The 15,095-nt window shown below is 65.1% G+C and carries 16 protein-coding genes; 2 read left to right on the forward strand and 14 right to left on the reverse strand.

The annotated features are described in order from the left end of the window. Nucleotides 1-6 precede the first annotated feature (6 nt). The 8 genes from GR158_RS00655 to hemN all read right to left on the reverse strand — a co-directional run bounded on the left by GR158_RS00655 (nt 7) and on the right by hemN (nt 7,773). Nucleotides 7-636: a PAS domain-containing protein gene (locus GR158_RS00655; protein WP_246665499.1), complete on the reverse strand. Its 630-nt coding sequence runs from the start codon at nt 634-636 to the stop codon at nt 7-9. Between the two features lie 312 nt (nt 637-948). Then, nucleotides 949-1,878 (reverse strand): lipid A biosynthesis lauroyl acyltransferase, encoded by a 930-nt coding sequence (locus GR158_RS00660; protein ID WP_160869939.1) that lies wholly within the window; start codon nt 1,876-1,878, stop codon nt 949-951. 11 nt (nt 1,879-1,889) lie between these two features. Next, the gene (locus GR158_RS00665) at nt 1,890-2,918 is read right to left on the reverse strand and encodes a zinc-binding dehydrogenase (protein WP_134650060.1); all 1,029 of its coding nucleotides are present in this window, start codon (nt 2,916-2,918) and stop codon (nt 1,890-1,892) included. A 13-nt stretch (nt 2,919-2,931) separates the two neighbouring features. Continuing rightward, entirely contained in the window at nt 2,932-4,218 is a 1,287-nt protein-coding gene (locus GR158_RS00670) for a beta-ketoacyl-ACP synthase (protein WP_160869312.1), read from the reverse strand. Between the two features lie 10 nt (nt 4,219-4,228). Beyond that, nucleotides 4,229-5,428 (reverse strand): beta-ketoacyl-ACP synthase, encoded by a 1,200-nt coding sequence (locus tag GR158_RS00675; protein WP_160869314.1) that lies wholly within the window; start codon nt 5,426-5,428, stop codon nt 4,229-4,231. A gap of 2 nt (nt 5,429-5,430) precedes the next feature. Continuing rightward, nucleotides 5,431-5,913: a 3-hydroxyacyl-ACP dehydratase FabZ family protein gene (locus GR158_RS00680; protein ID WP_134650063.1), complete on the reverse strand. Its 483-nt coding sequence runs from the start codon at nt 5,911-5,913 to the stop codon at nt 5,431-5,433. Nucleotides 5,914-6,026: 113 nt separating this feature from the next. After that, entirely contained in the window at nt 6,027-6,311 is a 285-nt protein-coding gene (locus GR158_RS00685; protein ID WP_134650064.1) for an acyl carrier protein, read from the reverse strand. 112 nt (nt 6,312-6,423) lie between these two features. Beyond that, a complete protein-coding gene (gene hemN / locus GR158_RS00690; RefSeq protein WP_160869318.1) occupies nt 6,424-7,773 on the reverse strand; it encodes an oxygen-independent coproporphyrinogen III oxidase in 1,350 nt (449 codons plus the stop codon). A 200-nt stretch (nt 7,774-7,973) separates the two neighbouring features. Here hemN and GR158_RS00695 point away from each other — a divergent pair, with 200 nt between their 5' ends. Further along, on the forward strand, nt 7,974-8,699 hold the full coding sequence (locus GR158_RS00695) for a Crp/Fnr family transcriptional regulator (RefSeq protein WP_160869320.1): 726 nt from the start codon (nt 7,974-7,976) through the stop codon (nt 8,697-8,699). A gap of 108 nt (nt 8,700-8,807) precedes the next feature. Here GR158_RS00695 and GR158_RS00700 read toward each other — a convergent pair whose 3' ends face one another. The 6 genes from GR158_RS00700 to GR158_RS00725 form a co-directional block, all read right to left on the reverse strand. Continuing rightward, a complete protein-coding gene (locus GR158_RS00700) occupies nt 8,808-9,236 on the reverse strand; it encodes a L,D-transpeptidase (protein WP_160869322.1) in 429 nt (142 codons plus the stop codon). Between the two features lie 174 nt (nt 9,237-9,410). After that, nucleotides 9,411-10,391 (reverse strand): adenosylcobinamide-phosphate synthase CbiB, encoded by a 981-nt coding sequence (gene cbiB, locus GR158_RS00705; protein WP_160869324.1) that lies wholly within the window; start codon nt 10,389-10,391, stop codon nt 9,411-9,413. A 3-nt stretch (nt 10,392-10,394) separates the two neighbouring features. Then, nucleotides 10,395-11,402, reverse strand: coding sequence for a threonine-phosphate decarboxylase CobD (gene cobD / locus GR158_RS00710; RefSeq protein WP_160869326.1), 1,008 nt, complete (start codon nt 11,400-11,402; stop codon nt 10,395-10,397). After that, nucleotides 11,399-12,706: a cobyrinate a,c-diamide synthase gene (locus GR158_RS00715; protein WP_160869328.1), complete on the reverse strand. Its 1,308-nt coding sequence runs from the start codon at nt 12,704-12,706 to the stop codon at nt 11,399-11,401. Before GR158_RS00715 ends, cobD begins: the two co-directional genes overlap by 4 nt. Next, a complete protein-coding gene (gene cobA / locus GR158_RS00720; RefSeq protein WP_160869330.1) occupies nt 12,703-13,545 on the reverse strand; it encodes a uroporphyrinogen-III C-methyltransferase in 843 nt (280 codons plus the stop codon). The genes GR158_RS00715 and cobA overlap by 4 nt, the downstream gene beginning before the upstream one ends. Beyond that, nucleotides 13,545-14,018 carry a cobalamin biosynthesis protein gene (locus GR158_RS00725; protein ID WP_160869332.1) on the reverse strand — a complete coding sequence of 158 codons (474 nt, stop codon included), beginning with the start codon at nt 14,016-14,018 and terminating at the stop codon, nt 13,545-13,547. Before GR158_RS00725 ends, cobA begins: the two co-directional genes overlap by 1 nt. Nucleotides 14,019-14,307: 289 nt before the next feature. Between GR158_RS00725 and GR158_RS00730 the strand changes: the two genes are divergently transcribed. Further along, nucleotides 14,308-15,093 carry a TSUP family transporter gene (locus GR158_RS00730; RefSeq protein WP_160869334.1) on the forward strand — a complete coding sequence of 262 codons (786 nt, stop codon included), beginning with the start codon at nt 14,308-14,310 and terminating at the stop codon, nt 15,091-15,093. Nucleotides 15,094-15,095: the final 2 nt, after the last annotated feature.

Below are 15,095 nucleotides of genomic sequence, written 5' to 3' on the forward strand. Positions count from 1 at the left end.
GGGGGCTCACGCCGCCATCGGGTCGCGCGACAACTCCTGGCAATCCTGGAGAACGAGGATGGCGCCGATCACGTCGCCGGCCGCCGACAGGCAGGGCGTCATGCGGCAACGGGTGACGGCGCTGCCGCGCCCGCTGGATATGTAGTCGTATTCCACCAGCTCGCCGGCAAAACATCGGTCGAGATGCCGCTTCACGCGTGCCTCGAAGCGCTGAAGGCCGATGAATTCCACGATATGCCGACCGACGAGATCGATGGGCTTCTGGCTGAAGCGGCTGGCATTGAGCGCGTTCGAATAGATGTAGCGGTAATCCGTGGTAACGACAGCAACGCGATCGGGCAGGCTGTCGAGGATCGCTTCGTTCAGAAGGCCGTCCTCCGTCACACGCGACACGCCGCTCGGGCGTATGGCATCGATCGCCGGAACGGAGAAGGGACCTGCCGCCTCCTGCGTGCCAAAATACCTGTCGAGCAAAATCTTGAGGCTTTGCGCCTGCCGAAGCACGCAGGCCCTGTCGTCCGCATCCTCCCGCAGAAGATCCAGCGCGAACTGGAACTGACAGCGAAGGTCGCCGACATTCTGCGCCTCCAGCTGGAGCACGGCGGCGAGCGCCGGCTCTATTTCCCTGTCCAGCATGGAGATGAGCTTCTCATCCCCCGTTCTTACAGCATACTGTAGTTGCGAATACTTAAACCAGAATAACTCTATAAGAGCTTTCAATGCATGCTCCCCAAAATTGCTGACAACTACAGCAATTAGCCATCCATATTATTCATATTATTGAGAACAGGATTCCTCCCTCGCCTGACACCTCCCTGAAACCGCCGTCCAAAGCGCTTACATTAGCAAAATGGTAACAGCGTCGGAAAAGATGTCAAACGACAAATTGAAAGAAAAAGGCTGAAGTACGTACGTAAAAGCAAAGTTCCAATAAAAAATGATAAGCCTTCAAGTAATAAGGCTGCGCTTGATATTCCAGCGATCATGATACCAGAGCCACTGGCCCGGATATTCGCGCACCCACTGCTCCACCTTGTCGTTCAGCATCTGCGCCGTGGCATCGACGTCGACGGCGCCGTTCGGCTTGCGCGGAATGCTCATCGCCGGCTCGATCTCCAGGCGGTAACGATTACCGGGAAGCCGGATGGAGCGGGCCGGATAGACCTCGCAGTCGAACTGGCGGACCAGCTTGGCGAGCAAAGGGTTGGTCTGCACCGGGCGACCGAAGAACTGCGTCGGCAGGCCCCGGGTGAACTTCTGGTCCACGAGCACGCCCACCGGCTGGCCGGCTTCCAGCTTGCGCGCCAGCGTGAAGGACGAACCGGCGTGGGACGGCACCAGACCGCCCATGCGCGCGCGGCGGAATTCAAACACCTTGTCGGCGACGTAGGGGTTGTTCGGCGGCCTGAACAGCACCGTCACGTCAAGCCCGAAGGCCGCGCCCGCGACCGGCAGCAGCTCGAAATTGCCGGTATGGGCGGTGAAGACGATGAACGGGCGCGGATTGTCCCGAAGGTCGACGAAGATCGGAATGCCGGACACTTCGACACGGCCGGGCGTCGAGCGCGCCGGATCGAAATCGAACAGCTTGTCGAGGAAGACATATTCGGCGGCGAGGCGACCCATATTGCCCCAGGCGTCGAGCGCGATCGCCTGGATATCCTCATCCGTTTTTTCCGGAAAGGCATTGCGCAGGTTGGTCAGGGTCAGCCTGTGGCGCTTCGTCCTGGGACCGATCCAGCGCGCGACCCGGTCGGCGAAGTTGATCGCACCATCCGCCGGCAGCAGCTTCAGGAGGTTGAGCAGGCCGAAGGCGAATTGCGCCTCCAGCCATTGCTTCGTGTTCCTGAGCGCCAGAACAAGGCGGGTGATGATCATCTTCACGGCAATCAGTCCAGCTTGAGGACGATCTTGCCGAAGATCTGGCGCGATTCCATGCGCTCCAGCGCCGTCGCGATGCCGTCGAAGGTGACTTCCGTGTCGATGACCGGATGCACGATGCCGCGGGCCATCTTCTGCATGGCATCCGCCATGTTTTCCATGCGGCAGCCGAAGGAGCCGAGCAGCTTCAATTGCTGCTGGAAGAGCATCATCAGGTTCATGTCGGTCGAAACACCCGACGTGGAGCCGCAGGTGACGAGGCGGCCGCCGCGCTTCATGGAGAGCATCGAACCGGCCCAGGTATCCTTGCCGACATGTTCGAAGACGACGTCGACGCCCTTTTTCTTCGTCAGCTTGCGCACCACGCCCTCGAAGCGATCCTCGCGGTAATTGATCACGTGATCGGCGCCAAGCGCCTTGGCCTTCTCGATCTTGTCGTTCGAGCCGACGGTGGTGATGACGGTGCAACCGGTCTTCTTGGCAAGCTGGATCGCGGCCGTGCCGATGCCCGAGCCGCCGGCGTGAACGAGGATCGTCTCGCCGGGCTGAAGCTTGGCATTGTCGAACAGCATGTGCTCGACCGTACCGAAGGTGACGGGCGCAAGCGCTGCCGCAACCGCATCGATGCCGGGCGGTGCCGGCACGAGCAGGCGGGCGGGAAGGTTGACCTTTTCCTGCGCGAAGCCGTCGAGATGGAAGCCATGCACGCCGCCGACATGTTCGCAGAGATTGTCGCGCTTCTCGCGGCAGGGCTTGCAGAGGCCGCAGGTGCGCGCGCCGTAGATGGAGACGAGCTGGCCGGGCAGAACGTTCGAGACGCCCGGACCGAGCGTTTCGACGACGCCGGCGGCTTCCGCGCCGATGACAAGCGGCATCTTGCGCTTGGCAAAGGCCATGCCGCGCCAGCCCCAGACATCGATATGGTTGAGGGCGACGGCCTTGACGCGCAAGGTCACCTCGCCCGGGCCGGGCGCTTCCGGTTCCGGGATGTCGGTGATTTCGAGCTTGCGGTCGTCGAGAAGCTGCAGGGCACGCATAGTCAATTTCCTATCAGGCCGGTTCGGCCGTCATCACGAGGCTGGCGTTCTGGCCGCCGAAGCCGAAGGAGTTGGAGAGAACCGCCGTGACCTGCGCATCGCGCTTCACGTTCGGCACGACGTCCAGCTGGATGGTCGGGTCGGGGTTCGTGTAGTTGATGGTGGGCGGAAGCGTCCCGGTCAGCATGGTCTGGATCGAGAACACGGCCTCGACCGCACCAGCCGCCGTCAGCGTGTGGCCGATCATCGACTTGTTGGACGAAACCGCAATGCCCGCCAGCCGGTCGCCGAAGACGGTCGACATGGAGAGATACTCCATCTTGTCGTTTTCGGGCGTCGACGTGCCATGGGCGTTGATATAGCCGATGCCGCTTTCGTCGATGCCGGCATCTTCCAGCGCCGCGCGGATGGTCGCGATGGCGGGGCCGCCGTCCGGCGACGAGCGCGTGCGGTGGAAATGATCGGCCTTCTCGCCGCAGCCCTTGAGGATGCCGAGCACCTTGGCGCCGCGGGCAATGGCCGATTCCAGCGATTCCAGCACGAGCGTCGCCGCGCCTTCTGCGATGACGAAACCGTCGCGGTCCTTGCTGAACGGCTTGGAAGCCTTGGTCGGCGGGTCGTTCTGCGTCGACAGCGCGGACAGAAGTGCAAAGCGGATGAGCGCCTCGGCGGTCACCGAGCCATCGGTGCCGACGGTCAGCGCGCGCTCCGTGCGGCCCTGGCGGATCGCCTCGACGCCGAGCTGGATCGCGGTCGCACCCGACGCGCAGGCGGTCGAGAGCGTCACCGGCAGCCCGCGCGTGCCGTAGCGGTCGGACAGGCGTTCGGAGATCGAACCGAAGGACCATGCCTCGTGCAGTTCCGGGCTCGGCTGTTCGCGCAGCACGGACAGGAAGCGGTCATAGGCGTCGCCCGGGCGCTGCGAGGCCGGCGCCCGGTCGGCGAGCGCGAAGCGGTCGCGCCAGTCGGGCTCGATGGGCGGTGCTGCCAGAAAGAGCGGACCACCGAAATCGCCGGAAATGCCGGCCTGCGCCAGCGCCTCGTCGGTCGTCTCCCGGGCATAGGCATAGGAGCGCTCGACCGGGTTTTCGACCGGCACTTCGATGAAATCGACCGTGCCGGAAATGCGGGTGTTGAGCCCGTCCACCGGAAAACGCGTGATGGCGTGGATGCCGGAGACGCCACCGGTCAGCGCGGCCCAGTTGTCCTTGAGGCCCTGCCCGAGCGAGGTGACGACACCCATGCCGGTCACGGCGACGATGGGGCGACCGAGATGATCCCTGTAAGCGGCTTTCGTCATGGCCCTACCCTCACTTCTCTGCGGAAAGGATTGCGACGCCCTCGCCGCGCGAATGACCGACCGTGGTGACGACGGCGGTTGCGGCGGGTGCGCTCATGGCGGTCTCGGCGGCCGTGTCGAAGGGCGCGACCGTGATGCCCGCACCGAGCGTCAGCGCGGCGAGCGCCAAGCCCAGCGGGAACTGCGCCTCGAGCGACTGCCCGATGACGCCGCTATAGCCGCGCACGGCGCTGCCTTCGAAACGGGTGCCGAGCCAGGCCTTTTCACGGGCCGTAACGTCATGTGCACCGGAGGCGCCGGAGAAGACGACAGTCTCCGCACCGGCCTTTGCTCCGTCGGCCAGCTGCTCAAGGCGCGCTTCCAGGCGGCCCGCGTCGCGCGAGCCGCGGTCGCCGCCGATGGCGTCGATGGTCGCATAGATGCGCGCCCCGCGCGCCTGGGCATGCGCGCGCGATTCCAGAATGAGGAAGGCGGCGGCCGAGCCGGTGATGATGCCGCCGCCGGCCGTCTCGTCACGCGACCACAGGGGCGTCCAGCCGCCCGTGGCATGCGCGCCGAGCGCCTCGTAAAGCAGGATGACGTCCTGCCGCTCGGCCACCAGCGCACTGCCGACCAGCGTGTGCGTCGACTGGCCCGAGCGAATGCGGTGGAACGCCGTCTCCACGGCGCTGATGCCGGCCGCTTCCTCGCCCATGAAGGTGCGCGAGGAGCCCGTGACCTTGTGCACGATGGAAATGTTGCCGGCGAGCAGGTTGGAAAGCTGCGCGAGGAAAAGCGTCGGCCGCAGCTCGGTCGTCAGCTTCTCGTTGAGCAGGTGTTCGCGGTCGTTGCGCTTCAGGCCCTCGTCGACGATGAGCGAATCGACCGTGATGTCGCGCTCCCCGCCGCCGGCCGCCACGATCATGTCCATGGTGCCGCAGGCGTCCGCATCGTCCTTGAAACCGGCATCGTCAAGCGCGAGGCCGGCGGCGAAGACGCCGAGGCGCTGCCAGTTTTCCATCTGGCGCTGGTCGCCACGCTTGGGAATCTGCTGGTTCCAGTCGATTTCCGGCATGGGATGCACGGGATAGGGCGAAAAACGCTCCGTCTCGATCTTCAGCCCGGGCGCTGCGGCCGCGCCGAGGATCTGCACATGCGCCTCGGCGCCGACACCGTGACAGGTGACGATACCCACGCCGGTGATGACAACATCGTTGTTCGCCTTGGCCATACTCACTTCCCTTCAGCAGACGCGGCTAGCGCCTCCAACAAACCCACCTCTTCGGCGCGCTTGCGCACGATATCGGCAAGCGGCACCTCGGCAAACGGCATGGTGCGCAGCTTCAGCTGCGTGTCGCATACCTTCTTGCCGGCCGACGAAATCTTCGCCTTCGTCACGGCGTAGCCGGATCCCTCATGCTCCAGCACGACCTCGATGTCGAGCACTGCATCGGGCTCGACGAAGGTGCGCATCTTCGCGCCGTCCACGCTCATCAGAAAGGGCATGGCGGCGAAATCCGATGCGCCCAGCACGAGAAAGCCGGATGCCTGCGCCATGGTCTCGATGAGGAGCACGCCCGGAACGAGCGGCATGCCGGGGAAATGACCTTCAAAGACCGGGCTCTTGGACGGAACGACGGAGCGGGCCTTCAGGGTGCGGCGCGCAGCATCGACGGCTTCCACCCGGTCGATCATCTGGAAATATTCTAGCAGCATCGGATTAGCCTTTGCCGAAAATCGAAAGGCCTGCCGAAGACGGCAGGCCGATAGCCCTCTGCGCCGGGTTCGTCCGGAACATCGCCGCCCGAAAGGCGGCCGGGCGCCGCATATCAGGCCTTGGCGGCCCGCAGTTCGTCGATCTTCGCGCAGAGGTTCTTCAGGACGAAGTATTCTTCCGTCGCAACCTTGCCTTCATTGACTTCCTGCGTCCACTGTTCCAGCGGGATCTTGATGCCGAATTCCTTGTCGATCGCAAAGACGATGTCGAGGAAATCGAGGCTGTCGATGCCGAGATCGTCGATCGTGTGGCTTTCCGGCGTGATCGTCTCGCGATCGATCTCGCTGGTTTCAGCAATGATGTCGGCAACCTTGTCGAATGTAGCAGTCACGCCCATACCTCATGAATCTATAGTCGCGCGATCCTATATGGAAAACCGACGCGATTGCCAATGGGGTTGATGAGGGACCTGCATTCCCCGCAAGGCTGTGTTGCCGCGGCAACAGCCCTCACACGGCAATGGAGTGCCGTCCCCGGCCGCTCGCAAGATGCGCGTCGAAGGTGGCGGCCACCGTGCGGGCAAAGGGTCGGCCGGCCTGCGTCAGCACGAAGCGCTCGCTCTCAAGCGTCGCCAGCCCGTCCCGATCCGTCGCGACGAAACGCCCCGCCTCCCCGCGAATGACGGCGGAAAATGCCGGATGCCGCTTCGCGAGATCGGCCAGCGAAAAGCCGAAATCGCACATGACGCGTTCGATGACCCAGGCGCGAGCGCGATCCTCCTCGGTCAGAGCGTAGCCGCGCACCACCGCAAGGCCGCCCTCCTCAACGCGACGCAGATATTCGCCCGTCGCCGGCATGTTCTGGATATAACCCTGCGGCAATTGCCCAATGGACGATGCGCCGAGCCCGATCAGGGCATCCGCCCGGTCGTCCGTATAACCCTGGAAATTGCGGCGCAGCGTGCCCTCCCGTGCAGCCACGGCGAGCCGGTCGGCCGGCAGCGCGAAATGGTCGATGCCGATCGCCTCGTAACCGGCCGAAACCAGCATCTCCGCCGCCATCGACATCTGCTCGAAGCGCGCCACGATGCCGGGCAGCGCAGCCTCGGCGATCATCGACTGGTGCTTCTTCATCCAAGGCACATGCGCATAGCCGAACAGCGCGATGCGATCAGGCGCGAGCGAAATCACCGCGCGCACGGTCTCGGCCATCGTCTCCAGCGTCTGGTAAGGCAGCCCGTACAGGACGTCGCAGTTGACGGAGCGCACGCCCCGCGCCCGTGCGGCCTCCACAACGCCCCGCGTCTGCTCGAAGGTCTGGATGCGGTTGATCGCCTTCTGGACCTTGGGGTCGAAATCCTGGATGCCGAGGCTGGCGCGCGTCATGCCGATGGCCGCGAGCGCATCGTGCCTGGCATCGTCGAGATCGTTCGGGTCCATCTCCACCGAGATCTCGGCCTCCGGGGAAAAGGCGAAATGATGCGCAAGACAGTCCTTCAGCGCCACGAGGTCATCGGGCCGCAGCATGGTGGGTGAGCCGCCGCCGAAATGCAGCGCCGTCACCGACGCCGCGCGCGATACCCGCGCGCCGACGGACGCGATCTCCGCATGCAACCCCTTCAGATAGGCCTCCACCGGCTCGTAGCGCAGCGTGTGCTTGGTGTGGCAGGCACAGAACCAGCAGAGCCGGTCGCAATAGGGAATGTGGGCGTAGAGCGACAGCCGATTGGCAGAACCCAGCGCCGCGAGCGACCCGGCATAGGCATCCGGCCCCACGCTCTCGTCGAAATGCGGCGCGGTCGGATAACTCGTGTAGCGGGGAACCGGCGCGGAAAGGCGTTCTACGAGTGCGTCCTGCATGATCATCTCCTTGCTGATCAGCCAAATAAACCCGAAATGCCGCGCGCCATTTGATTTTGATCAAGTGAAAAGCCGATTGGATGGGCTAGGATTTGACAATAGTCAGAAAGCGCTATTTTGCCGCTGCGCGACACTCTTTATGTTGGCGGCACCTTGCGATAGCACGGCAGCGTTGTGCCATCGGGCCAAAGGAAATCGACATGGAAGTTCGTCGCCAAGATATCCACAATTCCGATATCCCGGTGGTCTGCCGCGCCTGCGAGGCACGCCACGGCGGCGTTTGCGGCGTGCTGACGCCCGAGCAGCTCTGCGAACTCAACAAGCATTCCTCCCGCCATCGCCTGGACACCGGCGCCGAAGTGATCGGCCAGGGCGAGACGGTGGTGAACTATTCCAACATCATCCGCGGCGTCGTGAAGCTGACCAAGGTCATGGCCGATGGCCGCCAGCAGATCGTCGGCCTGCAATTCGCACCCGATTTCCTCGGTCGCCCCTTCCTTGAGGAAAGCGCCATCACCGCGGAGGCCGCGACCGAAAGCGAGGTCTGCAACTTCCCGCGCCAGGTGCTCGACCGCCTCGTCAGGCGGACACCGGAGCTGGAGCACAAGCTGCACCGCCAGGCGCTCAAGGAGCTGGACGAAGCCCGCGACTGGATGCTGACGCTCGGCCGCAAGACGGCGCAGGAGAAGGTCGCAAGCTTCCTCCACCTGATCGCCACCCATGTCGACCCGGAAAACATCGAGACCACCGTCTTCGACCTGCCGCTCTCGCGCGCCGACATCGCCGATTTCCTCGGCCTGACCATCGAGACGGTCAGCCGCCAGTTCACCAAGCTGCGCAAGGAAAACGTCATCCGCATCGAAAACAACCGCCATGTCAGCGTGCCCGACATGGACCGCCTCATGCGCTATGCCGGCAATGACTGACGATACCAGCGCATTTCTGGTGAACTCCGGTTCACCGGAAATGCGCTAGATTCCTGTTTTTACCGCATTATCCGACGCCGAAGCGACTTCGCTTCGGCTGGAAATGCTCTAGCGCGTGATGACGATGCGGGTGTTCGGCAGGCCGTGGCGGTTGGCCAGCTGGTAGAACGTCGCCGCATCGCTTGGCGAAAGCCGCACGCAGCCATGCGACGCAGGGCGACCGAGGCGCCGCGTCTCATAGGTCGCATGCACGGCATAACCGCCCTTGAAGAAGATCGCATAGGGCATCGGCGCGTTGTTGTACTTGCGCGAACGGTGGTTGCGCGACGCCCACTTGGCCGACCAGCTGCCCGTCGGCGTGTTGAAGCCCTTGCGCCCCGTGGAAACACGCCAGCGATGCTTCACGACGCCGTTCTGAGTAACGGTCATGGTCTGCGAAGAAAGATTGACCTGCGCTACCAGATTGGCGGCAAGCACCGTCTCCGCCTGGAACAGCACAAGAAGAAATGCGACGGCAGTCGCAAGAAAACTACGCATGATTTCCCTCTCTATCGATTTCTGAAATGCTGAACGCCATGTCTCCCGATGGCACAGAATATAGACGTTTCATCCTTCCGCAATATTGACGGGGATGGCGAAAACAAAACGAAGTTAAGGTATAAAAATTTAGCGAATACCAGATGCGGGCGCACGAGCTTTACTATCACGCGTTCACAAAACGACGGCGCAGAGTGCCAGAACAAGTATCGTGAAGGACAGTGCAGCGCAGGCTGCCGAGAAGATGCGCAGCGCGAGATCCATATCGGCGGGGGTGGCCGTGGTGCGACCGCTGGCGTTCATCATGGGTTCGTCGACGCGCTGGCCGCCATAGATGCGGGGGCCGGCGAGGCCGATGCCGAGCGCGCCGGCCATGGCCGCTTCCGGCCAGCCGGAATTGGGCGAACGGTGCAGGCCGGCATCCCGCAGGGCGGTGCTGACGGCGAGCCGCGCAAACGCCTTGCCCTTGGCCAGCCAGGCGCCGGCGGCGATGAAGAGGACCGACAGCCGCGCCGCCGGCCAGTTGGCCAGGTCGTCCAGCCGGGCGGAGGCCCAGCCGAAGTCCAGATATTTCGCGTTCCTGTGGCCGATCATCGAATCGGCGGTGTTCAGCATCTTGTAGGCGAACAGGCCCGGCAGGCCGAACAGCGCATACCAGAAGGCCGGTGCGACGACGCCGTCGGAAAAGTTCTCCGCAAGGCTTTCGATGCCGGCACGGCAGACGGCATGCTCGTCGAGCGTTGCCGGATCGCGACCGACGATCATCGACACCGCGCGCCGCCCGCCTTCGAGTCCGCCCTGTTTCAAGCCCTCCGACACGGCGCGAACGTGATCCAGCAGGCTTTTCTGGGCGAGGAAGACCGCGACCACGACGACCTCCACGAGCAAACCGAGCGGCCCGATCGCGGCGAGAAGACGGTGCATGACGAAGCCGAGCAGCACACTCGCGGCCAGCAGGACGGCGATGCAGGCCGCACCATTGAAGCGCCGCGTTTCGGCGGACAGGCGCTTGCCGTTGAACAGCCGGTCCATCAGGCCGATGGCCTGGCCGAACAGCACGACCGGATGCGGCACGCGCCGCCAGATCGCATCGGGATCGCCGATCAGCCGATCCAGCACGAGCGCGAAAAAGAGGATGAAGAGCGTCTGCGTCATCGGTCAGCCCGCAAAATCACGAAGCGCCGCCGCCAGCCGGGTGTCGGACGTCCCATCCGGCGTGAGACCGAAGCGCAGCCAGCGCGGATGATAGTCGAAGGGACGCACGAGGATATGCTGGCGGCAGAGATGCAGGTGCAGGTCCTTGGCCGACGCGTGTTCGACCAGTGAAAACAGGCCCGTGTCGCCGGCCGACACCAACCCGGCCCCGGCAAGGACCCGATCGAGCGCCGCCTTGCGTTGCTGGATGGCATGCCGGATGGCTGTCGTATCGGAGGCCATCAGCGTTGTCGCGATGGTCAGCGCCGGGCCTGACACGGCCCAGGGTCCGAGGCCATCGGCCAACGTCTCCAGAACGGCGGACGGGCCGGCGACGAAGCCCAGCCGAAGGCCGGCAAGCCCGAAGAATTTTCCGAAGGAGCGGAAGACGACAAGACCGGGTCTGTCATCGCCGGCAAGCGGCGCGATGCAGTCGTCCGGGCGCATATCGCCGAAAGCCTCGTCGACCAGAAGAATGCCGCCAGATGCCTCGACCCGGCGATGGAGGTCCAGAAGGGTTTCACGCTGGAAGAAGCGGCCATCGGGATTGTTCGGATTGACGACGACCACGAGGCCGTGTGCTTCCGTCACCGCATCGAGGCCGTCCACCCGGTCGACGGCAATGCCGGCATTGCTCAGCACGCGGGCATATTCGCCATAGGTCGGCGACAGGACGGCGACGCGCCGGCCCGCCGGCACAAGGCGCGGCAGAAGCTGGATGACGGATTGCGTGCCGGGCACGGGCAGCGGCAGGACGTGCGGCGTGCGATAATAGCGGGCGGCGGTGGCGCGGGCGGCGTCCTGCCGATGCCGATCCGGCAGGCGATGCCAGGCGGCGGCGTCGATCTCGGGAACGGCGACGGGATTGGGGTTGATGCCGGTGGAAAGATCGAGCCAGTCCTCCGGCTTGCCGCCGAAGCGCGCGGCCGCCGCGGCAATGCCGCCACCGTGGACGATAGGCGGCGCGGTCATGCCGCCACCGGGGCGAGGTCGATGAGATGCATGTAGGAGCCGCTGATCGTGTCGCGACGAAGGCCGGCCTGGCCGAGATTCTCGCCCACGGCATCGGTGACGGCAAAGAGCCGATCCGCATCGCCCTCGTGCAGCACGGTCGAATAGTGGAACTCATGGGCCGTCATGGGGCCGGCAAAACCGGAACCTGCCAGCGGCGTGACACGGCGATAGCCGAGATGGCGGCGACGTTCGGCAAAGCTGGTGACGAGCGGCAGAAGCCCGAGCATGGCGTGCCCGGTGCCATCCGCAGCGACGATCCCCTCTCCCAGAACCATATAGCCTCCGCATTCGCCATAGACACGCGCTCCCCGGCGCGCTGCCGCCTGCATGCCTAGGCGGAATTGGGCGGCATTGGCAAGGGCGCCGGCGTGGAGTTCGGGATAGCCGCCGGGAAGATAGACGGCATCGGCGCCTGCGTCGGGCGCCTCATCGGCCAGCGGAGAAAAGAAGGACAGGGCTGCGCCTGCCGCGCGCCATCCCGCCAGCAGATGCTCGTAGGAGAAGGCGAAAGCGCGATCGCGGGCCACGGCGATATGCGCGCCAAGCGGCGGCAGGCGCGACACGGCGGGCGCGGCGGGCGGCGCGCGTCGTGTCTCCGCCACGGCCGCGAGGCGCTGGAGATCGCAGCTGCGGCGAACGACCGCGGCCGCGTGGGCGATGAAGCCCTCCAGCGCCGTGTGCTCGCCGGCCTGGACGAGGCCAAGATGGCGTTCCGGCAAGGCGAGTGCGGCATCGCGCCCGAGCACGCCGAAGATTTCAACCCCGCCCGCCTCCAGCGCGCCGCGCAGCATCGCCTCGTGCCTGTCGCTGCCGACCTTGTTGAGGATAACGCCGGCGACATGGATATCGCTGCGATACCCGCGATAGCCGTGCACCAGTGCGGCCACGGATTGCGACATGCGGCTGCAATCCACGACAAGCACCACCGGCAGATCGAGCATGGCGGCAAGGTCGGCAGGCGTGCCGGTGCCGTCCATGGCGCCGTCGAACAGGCCCATCATCGCCTCGACGAGCAGGAAGCTGCCCTCGCCCGCCTGGAGCGCGGCATTGGCGCGGATGAGGTCCGGCCGCATCGCCCAGGGATCATAGTTGAAGCAGGGTCTTCCGCTGGCGGCGGCGTGAAACGCAGGATCGATGTAATCCGGCCCCGCCTTGCCGGAGACGAGGTCGAGCCCGGCATCGGCGAAGGCGCGCGCCAGGCCCAGCGTCACCGTCGTCTTGCCGGAGCCGGAGGCAGGTGCTGCGATGAGCAATCCGCTCATGCCGGGTCCTTGAGCGCGCTCGCCCCGAACGGGTCCGGCGCGAGCCTGCGGCCGGTCGTCAAGGCGCCGAGCCAATCGAGCGAGGCACGCAGGCGCACGACCTCGCCGACCACGACGATGGCGGGCGGCTCGATGCCGGCCGCCGCCATATCCGCCTCGGCGCGGGCAAGCGACGTCTCCAGCACCGTCTGTTCGGCGGTCGCGGCATTGCAGACGAAGGCGACCGGCTCATCCGGCGCGCGGCCGGCCGCCATGAGATTGGTGGCGATCTGGCCGATATGCTTCATCGCCATATACATGACGATGACGGGCGAGCCCTTGGCGATGCCCTCCCAGTTGATGCGATCGGGAACGACGCCGGAGGAATCATGGCCCGTCAGGAAGGTGACGGCGTGGTTGACCTCGCGGTGTGTGACCGGGATGCCGGCATAGGCAAGCCCGCCGATACCGGCGGTGATGCCCGGCACGATGCGGAAGGGGATGCCGTGCTCGATGAGCGTAAGCGCTTCCTCCCCGCCGCGGCCGAAGACGAAGGGATCGCCCCCCTTCAGCCGCAGCACGCGGTTGCCCGCCCGCGCCAGTTCGACCAGCCTGAGCGAGATGTCGCGCTGCTTGTGCGAGGGTTTGCCGCCACGCTTGCCGGCAAATTCCAGCGTTGCGCCCGGCCGCGCAAGCGACAGGCATTCGGCATTGACGAGCGCGTCATGCACGATGACATCGGCCTGCTGCAGCGCGTTGGCGGCATGCAGCGTGAGAAGTCCGGGATCGCCCGGCCCCGCACCGACCAGCCAGACGCTGCCTTTCTCGATGACCGGAAGAGCGGAGAACAGGGCGTTCATCACACGCGCTCCCTTGAATCGATATGCGAAGAAGCCGAATCGGTTTGCGAGGAAAGCGCCGCAAACGATTGAGATGATTCGGCGATGGCGACGGTCGCATGGGCGGATTTCGTCTTGCCGCGCACGAGCCGCGCCTTCTCACCCGCCTGCGCCAGGGCGGCGGCCTCCGCCACGCCGTGGCAGCCGGTATGGGCAAAGACAATATCGGACGGATTGGCGAGGCGCGGCGTCTCGGCTTCGAGGCGCGCGGCGGTGAACGTCACGAGCGGGACGCCGTAATGGCGGGCAACGGCCTGCATGGCCGGTTCCCCGGCCCGCACATCCAGCGTGGCGACGAAAGCGATATCGTCCGGGCGATCGACGACGGACAGGGCAAGCGCGACCAGTTCTTCCGGCGCCGTGCCGCGTTCGCAGCCGAGGCCGAGGACAAGCCTTGGTCGTCCGGTGTCTGGGGATGGGGCCGCAGCGCGCATGGCAGTCTCTCGCAAAATTCCACGCGAAAGGGCCCGGCTTCGCCGTCTTCCGACAGTTCCGGCTATGGCCCCGCCTGGGTCGGCCGCACCGGACACCGCTCGGCCCGCCTGGCGGGCACCGTCGCTGCCTCCTTAGTACCGGAGGGGGCAAGGCCGGTCAAACCGGATTGCGGCATGCAAGGCGCGGGTTGCGGCAGAGTGCGGAGGCATAGCGTCGACATGCTTTGCTTTTCGGCCCCCAGTCTGACAGAAGGTCACGCGACGTCCCCTTTTGCTCCCGAGTCCCGCCGTGGCCGATATCGCCCTCCACCTTCTCTTGTTGCTGTTCCTTGCCGCTTTCCTCGCCGGCTTCATCGATTCCATCGCCGGCGGCGGGGGCATGATCACCATTCCGGCAATGCTGCTGGCCGGCATTCCGCCGCTGGAGACGCTGGGGACGAACAAGCTGCAATCGCTGTTCGGCTCGGGATCAGCCACGATAGCCTATGCGCGCGCCGGCCATGTGCGGCTCAGCGAGCAATTGCCCATGGCGGCGGCGGCGACCATCGGTTCGGTATTCGGTGCGCTGCTGGCCACGGTCGTGCCCGGCGATGTCCTGAAAATCTTCATGCCGTTCCTGCTGGTGGCGATCGCGATCTACTTCGGCCTCAAGCCGAATATCGGCGATCTCGACAAGCACCGCCGCATGAGCGTCTTCCTGTTCACCGTCACCATCGTACCGCTGGTCGGCTTCTATGACGGCGTGTTCGGCCCGGGCACCGGTTCGTTCTTCATGCTGGCTTTCGTGACGCTGGCCGGATTCGGCGTGCTGAAGGCGACGGCGCACACGAAGCTTCTGAACTTCGGCTCCAATCTGGGCGGCTTCGTCGTCTTCATTCTCTACGGCGTCGTGCTGTGGAAGGTGGGGCTGACCATGGGTGTCGGCCAGTTCCTCGGCGCACAGGTGGGTTCACGCGTGGCGATGAGAAACGGCGCCCGGATCATCAAGCCGCTCCTCGTCGTCACCTCGATCGCGCTCGCCATCCGCCTGATGGCCGACCCGGCCCATCCGATCCGGGTGTGGCTGGGGTGGTAGCC

Origin of the sequence: Shinella sp. AETb1-6, assembly GCF_009826875.1 — a bacterium.
In the GTDB taxonomy this organism is placed as follows: Bacteria; Pseudomonadota; Alphaproteobacteria; order Rhizobiales; family Rhizobiaceae; genus Shinella; species Shinella sumterensis.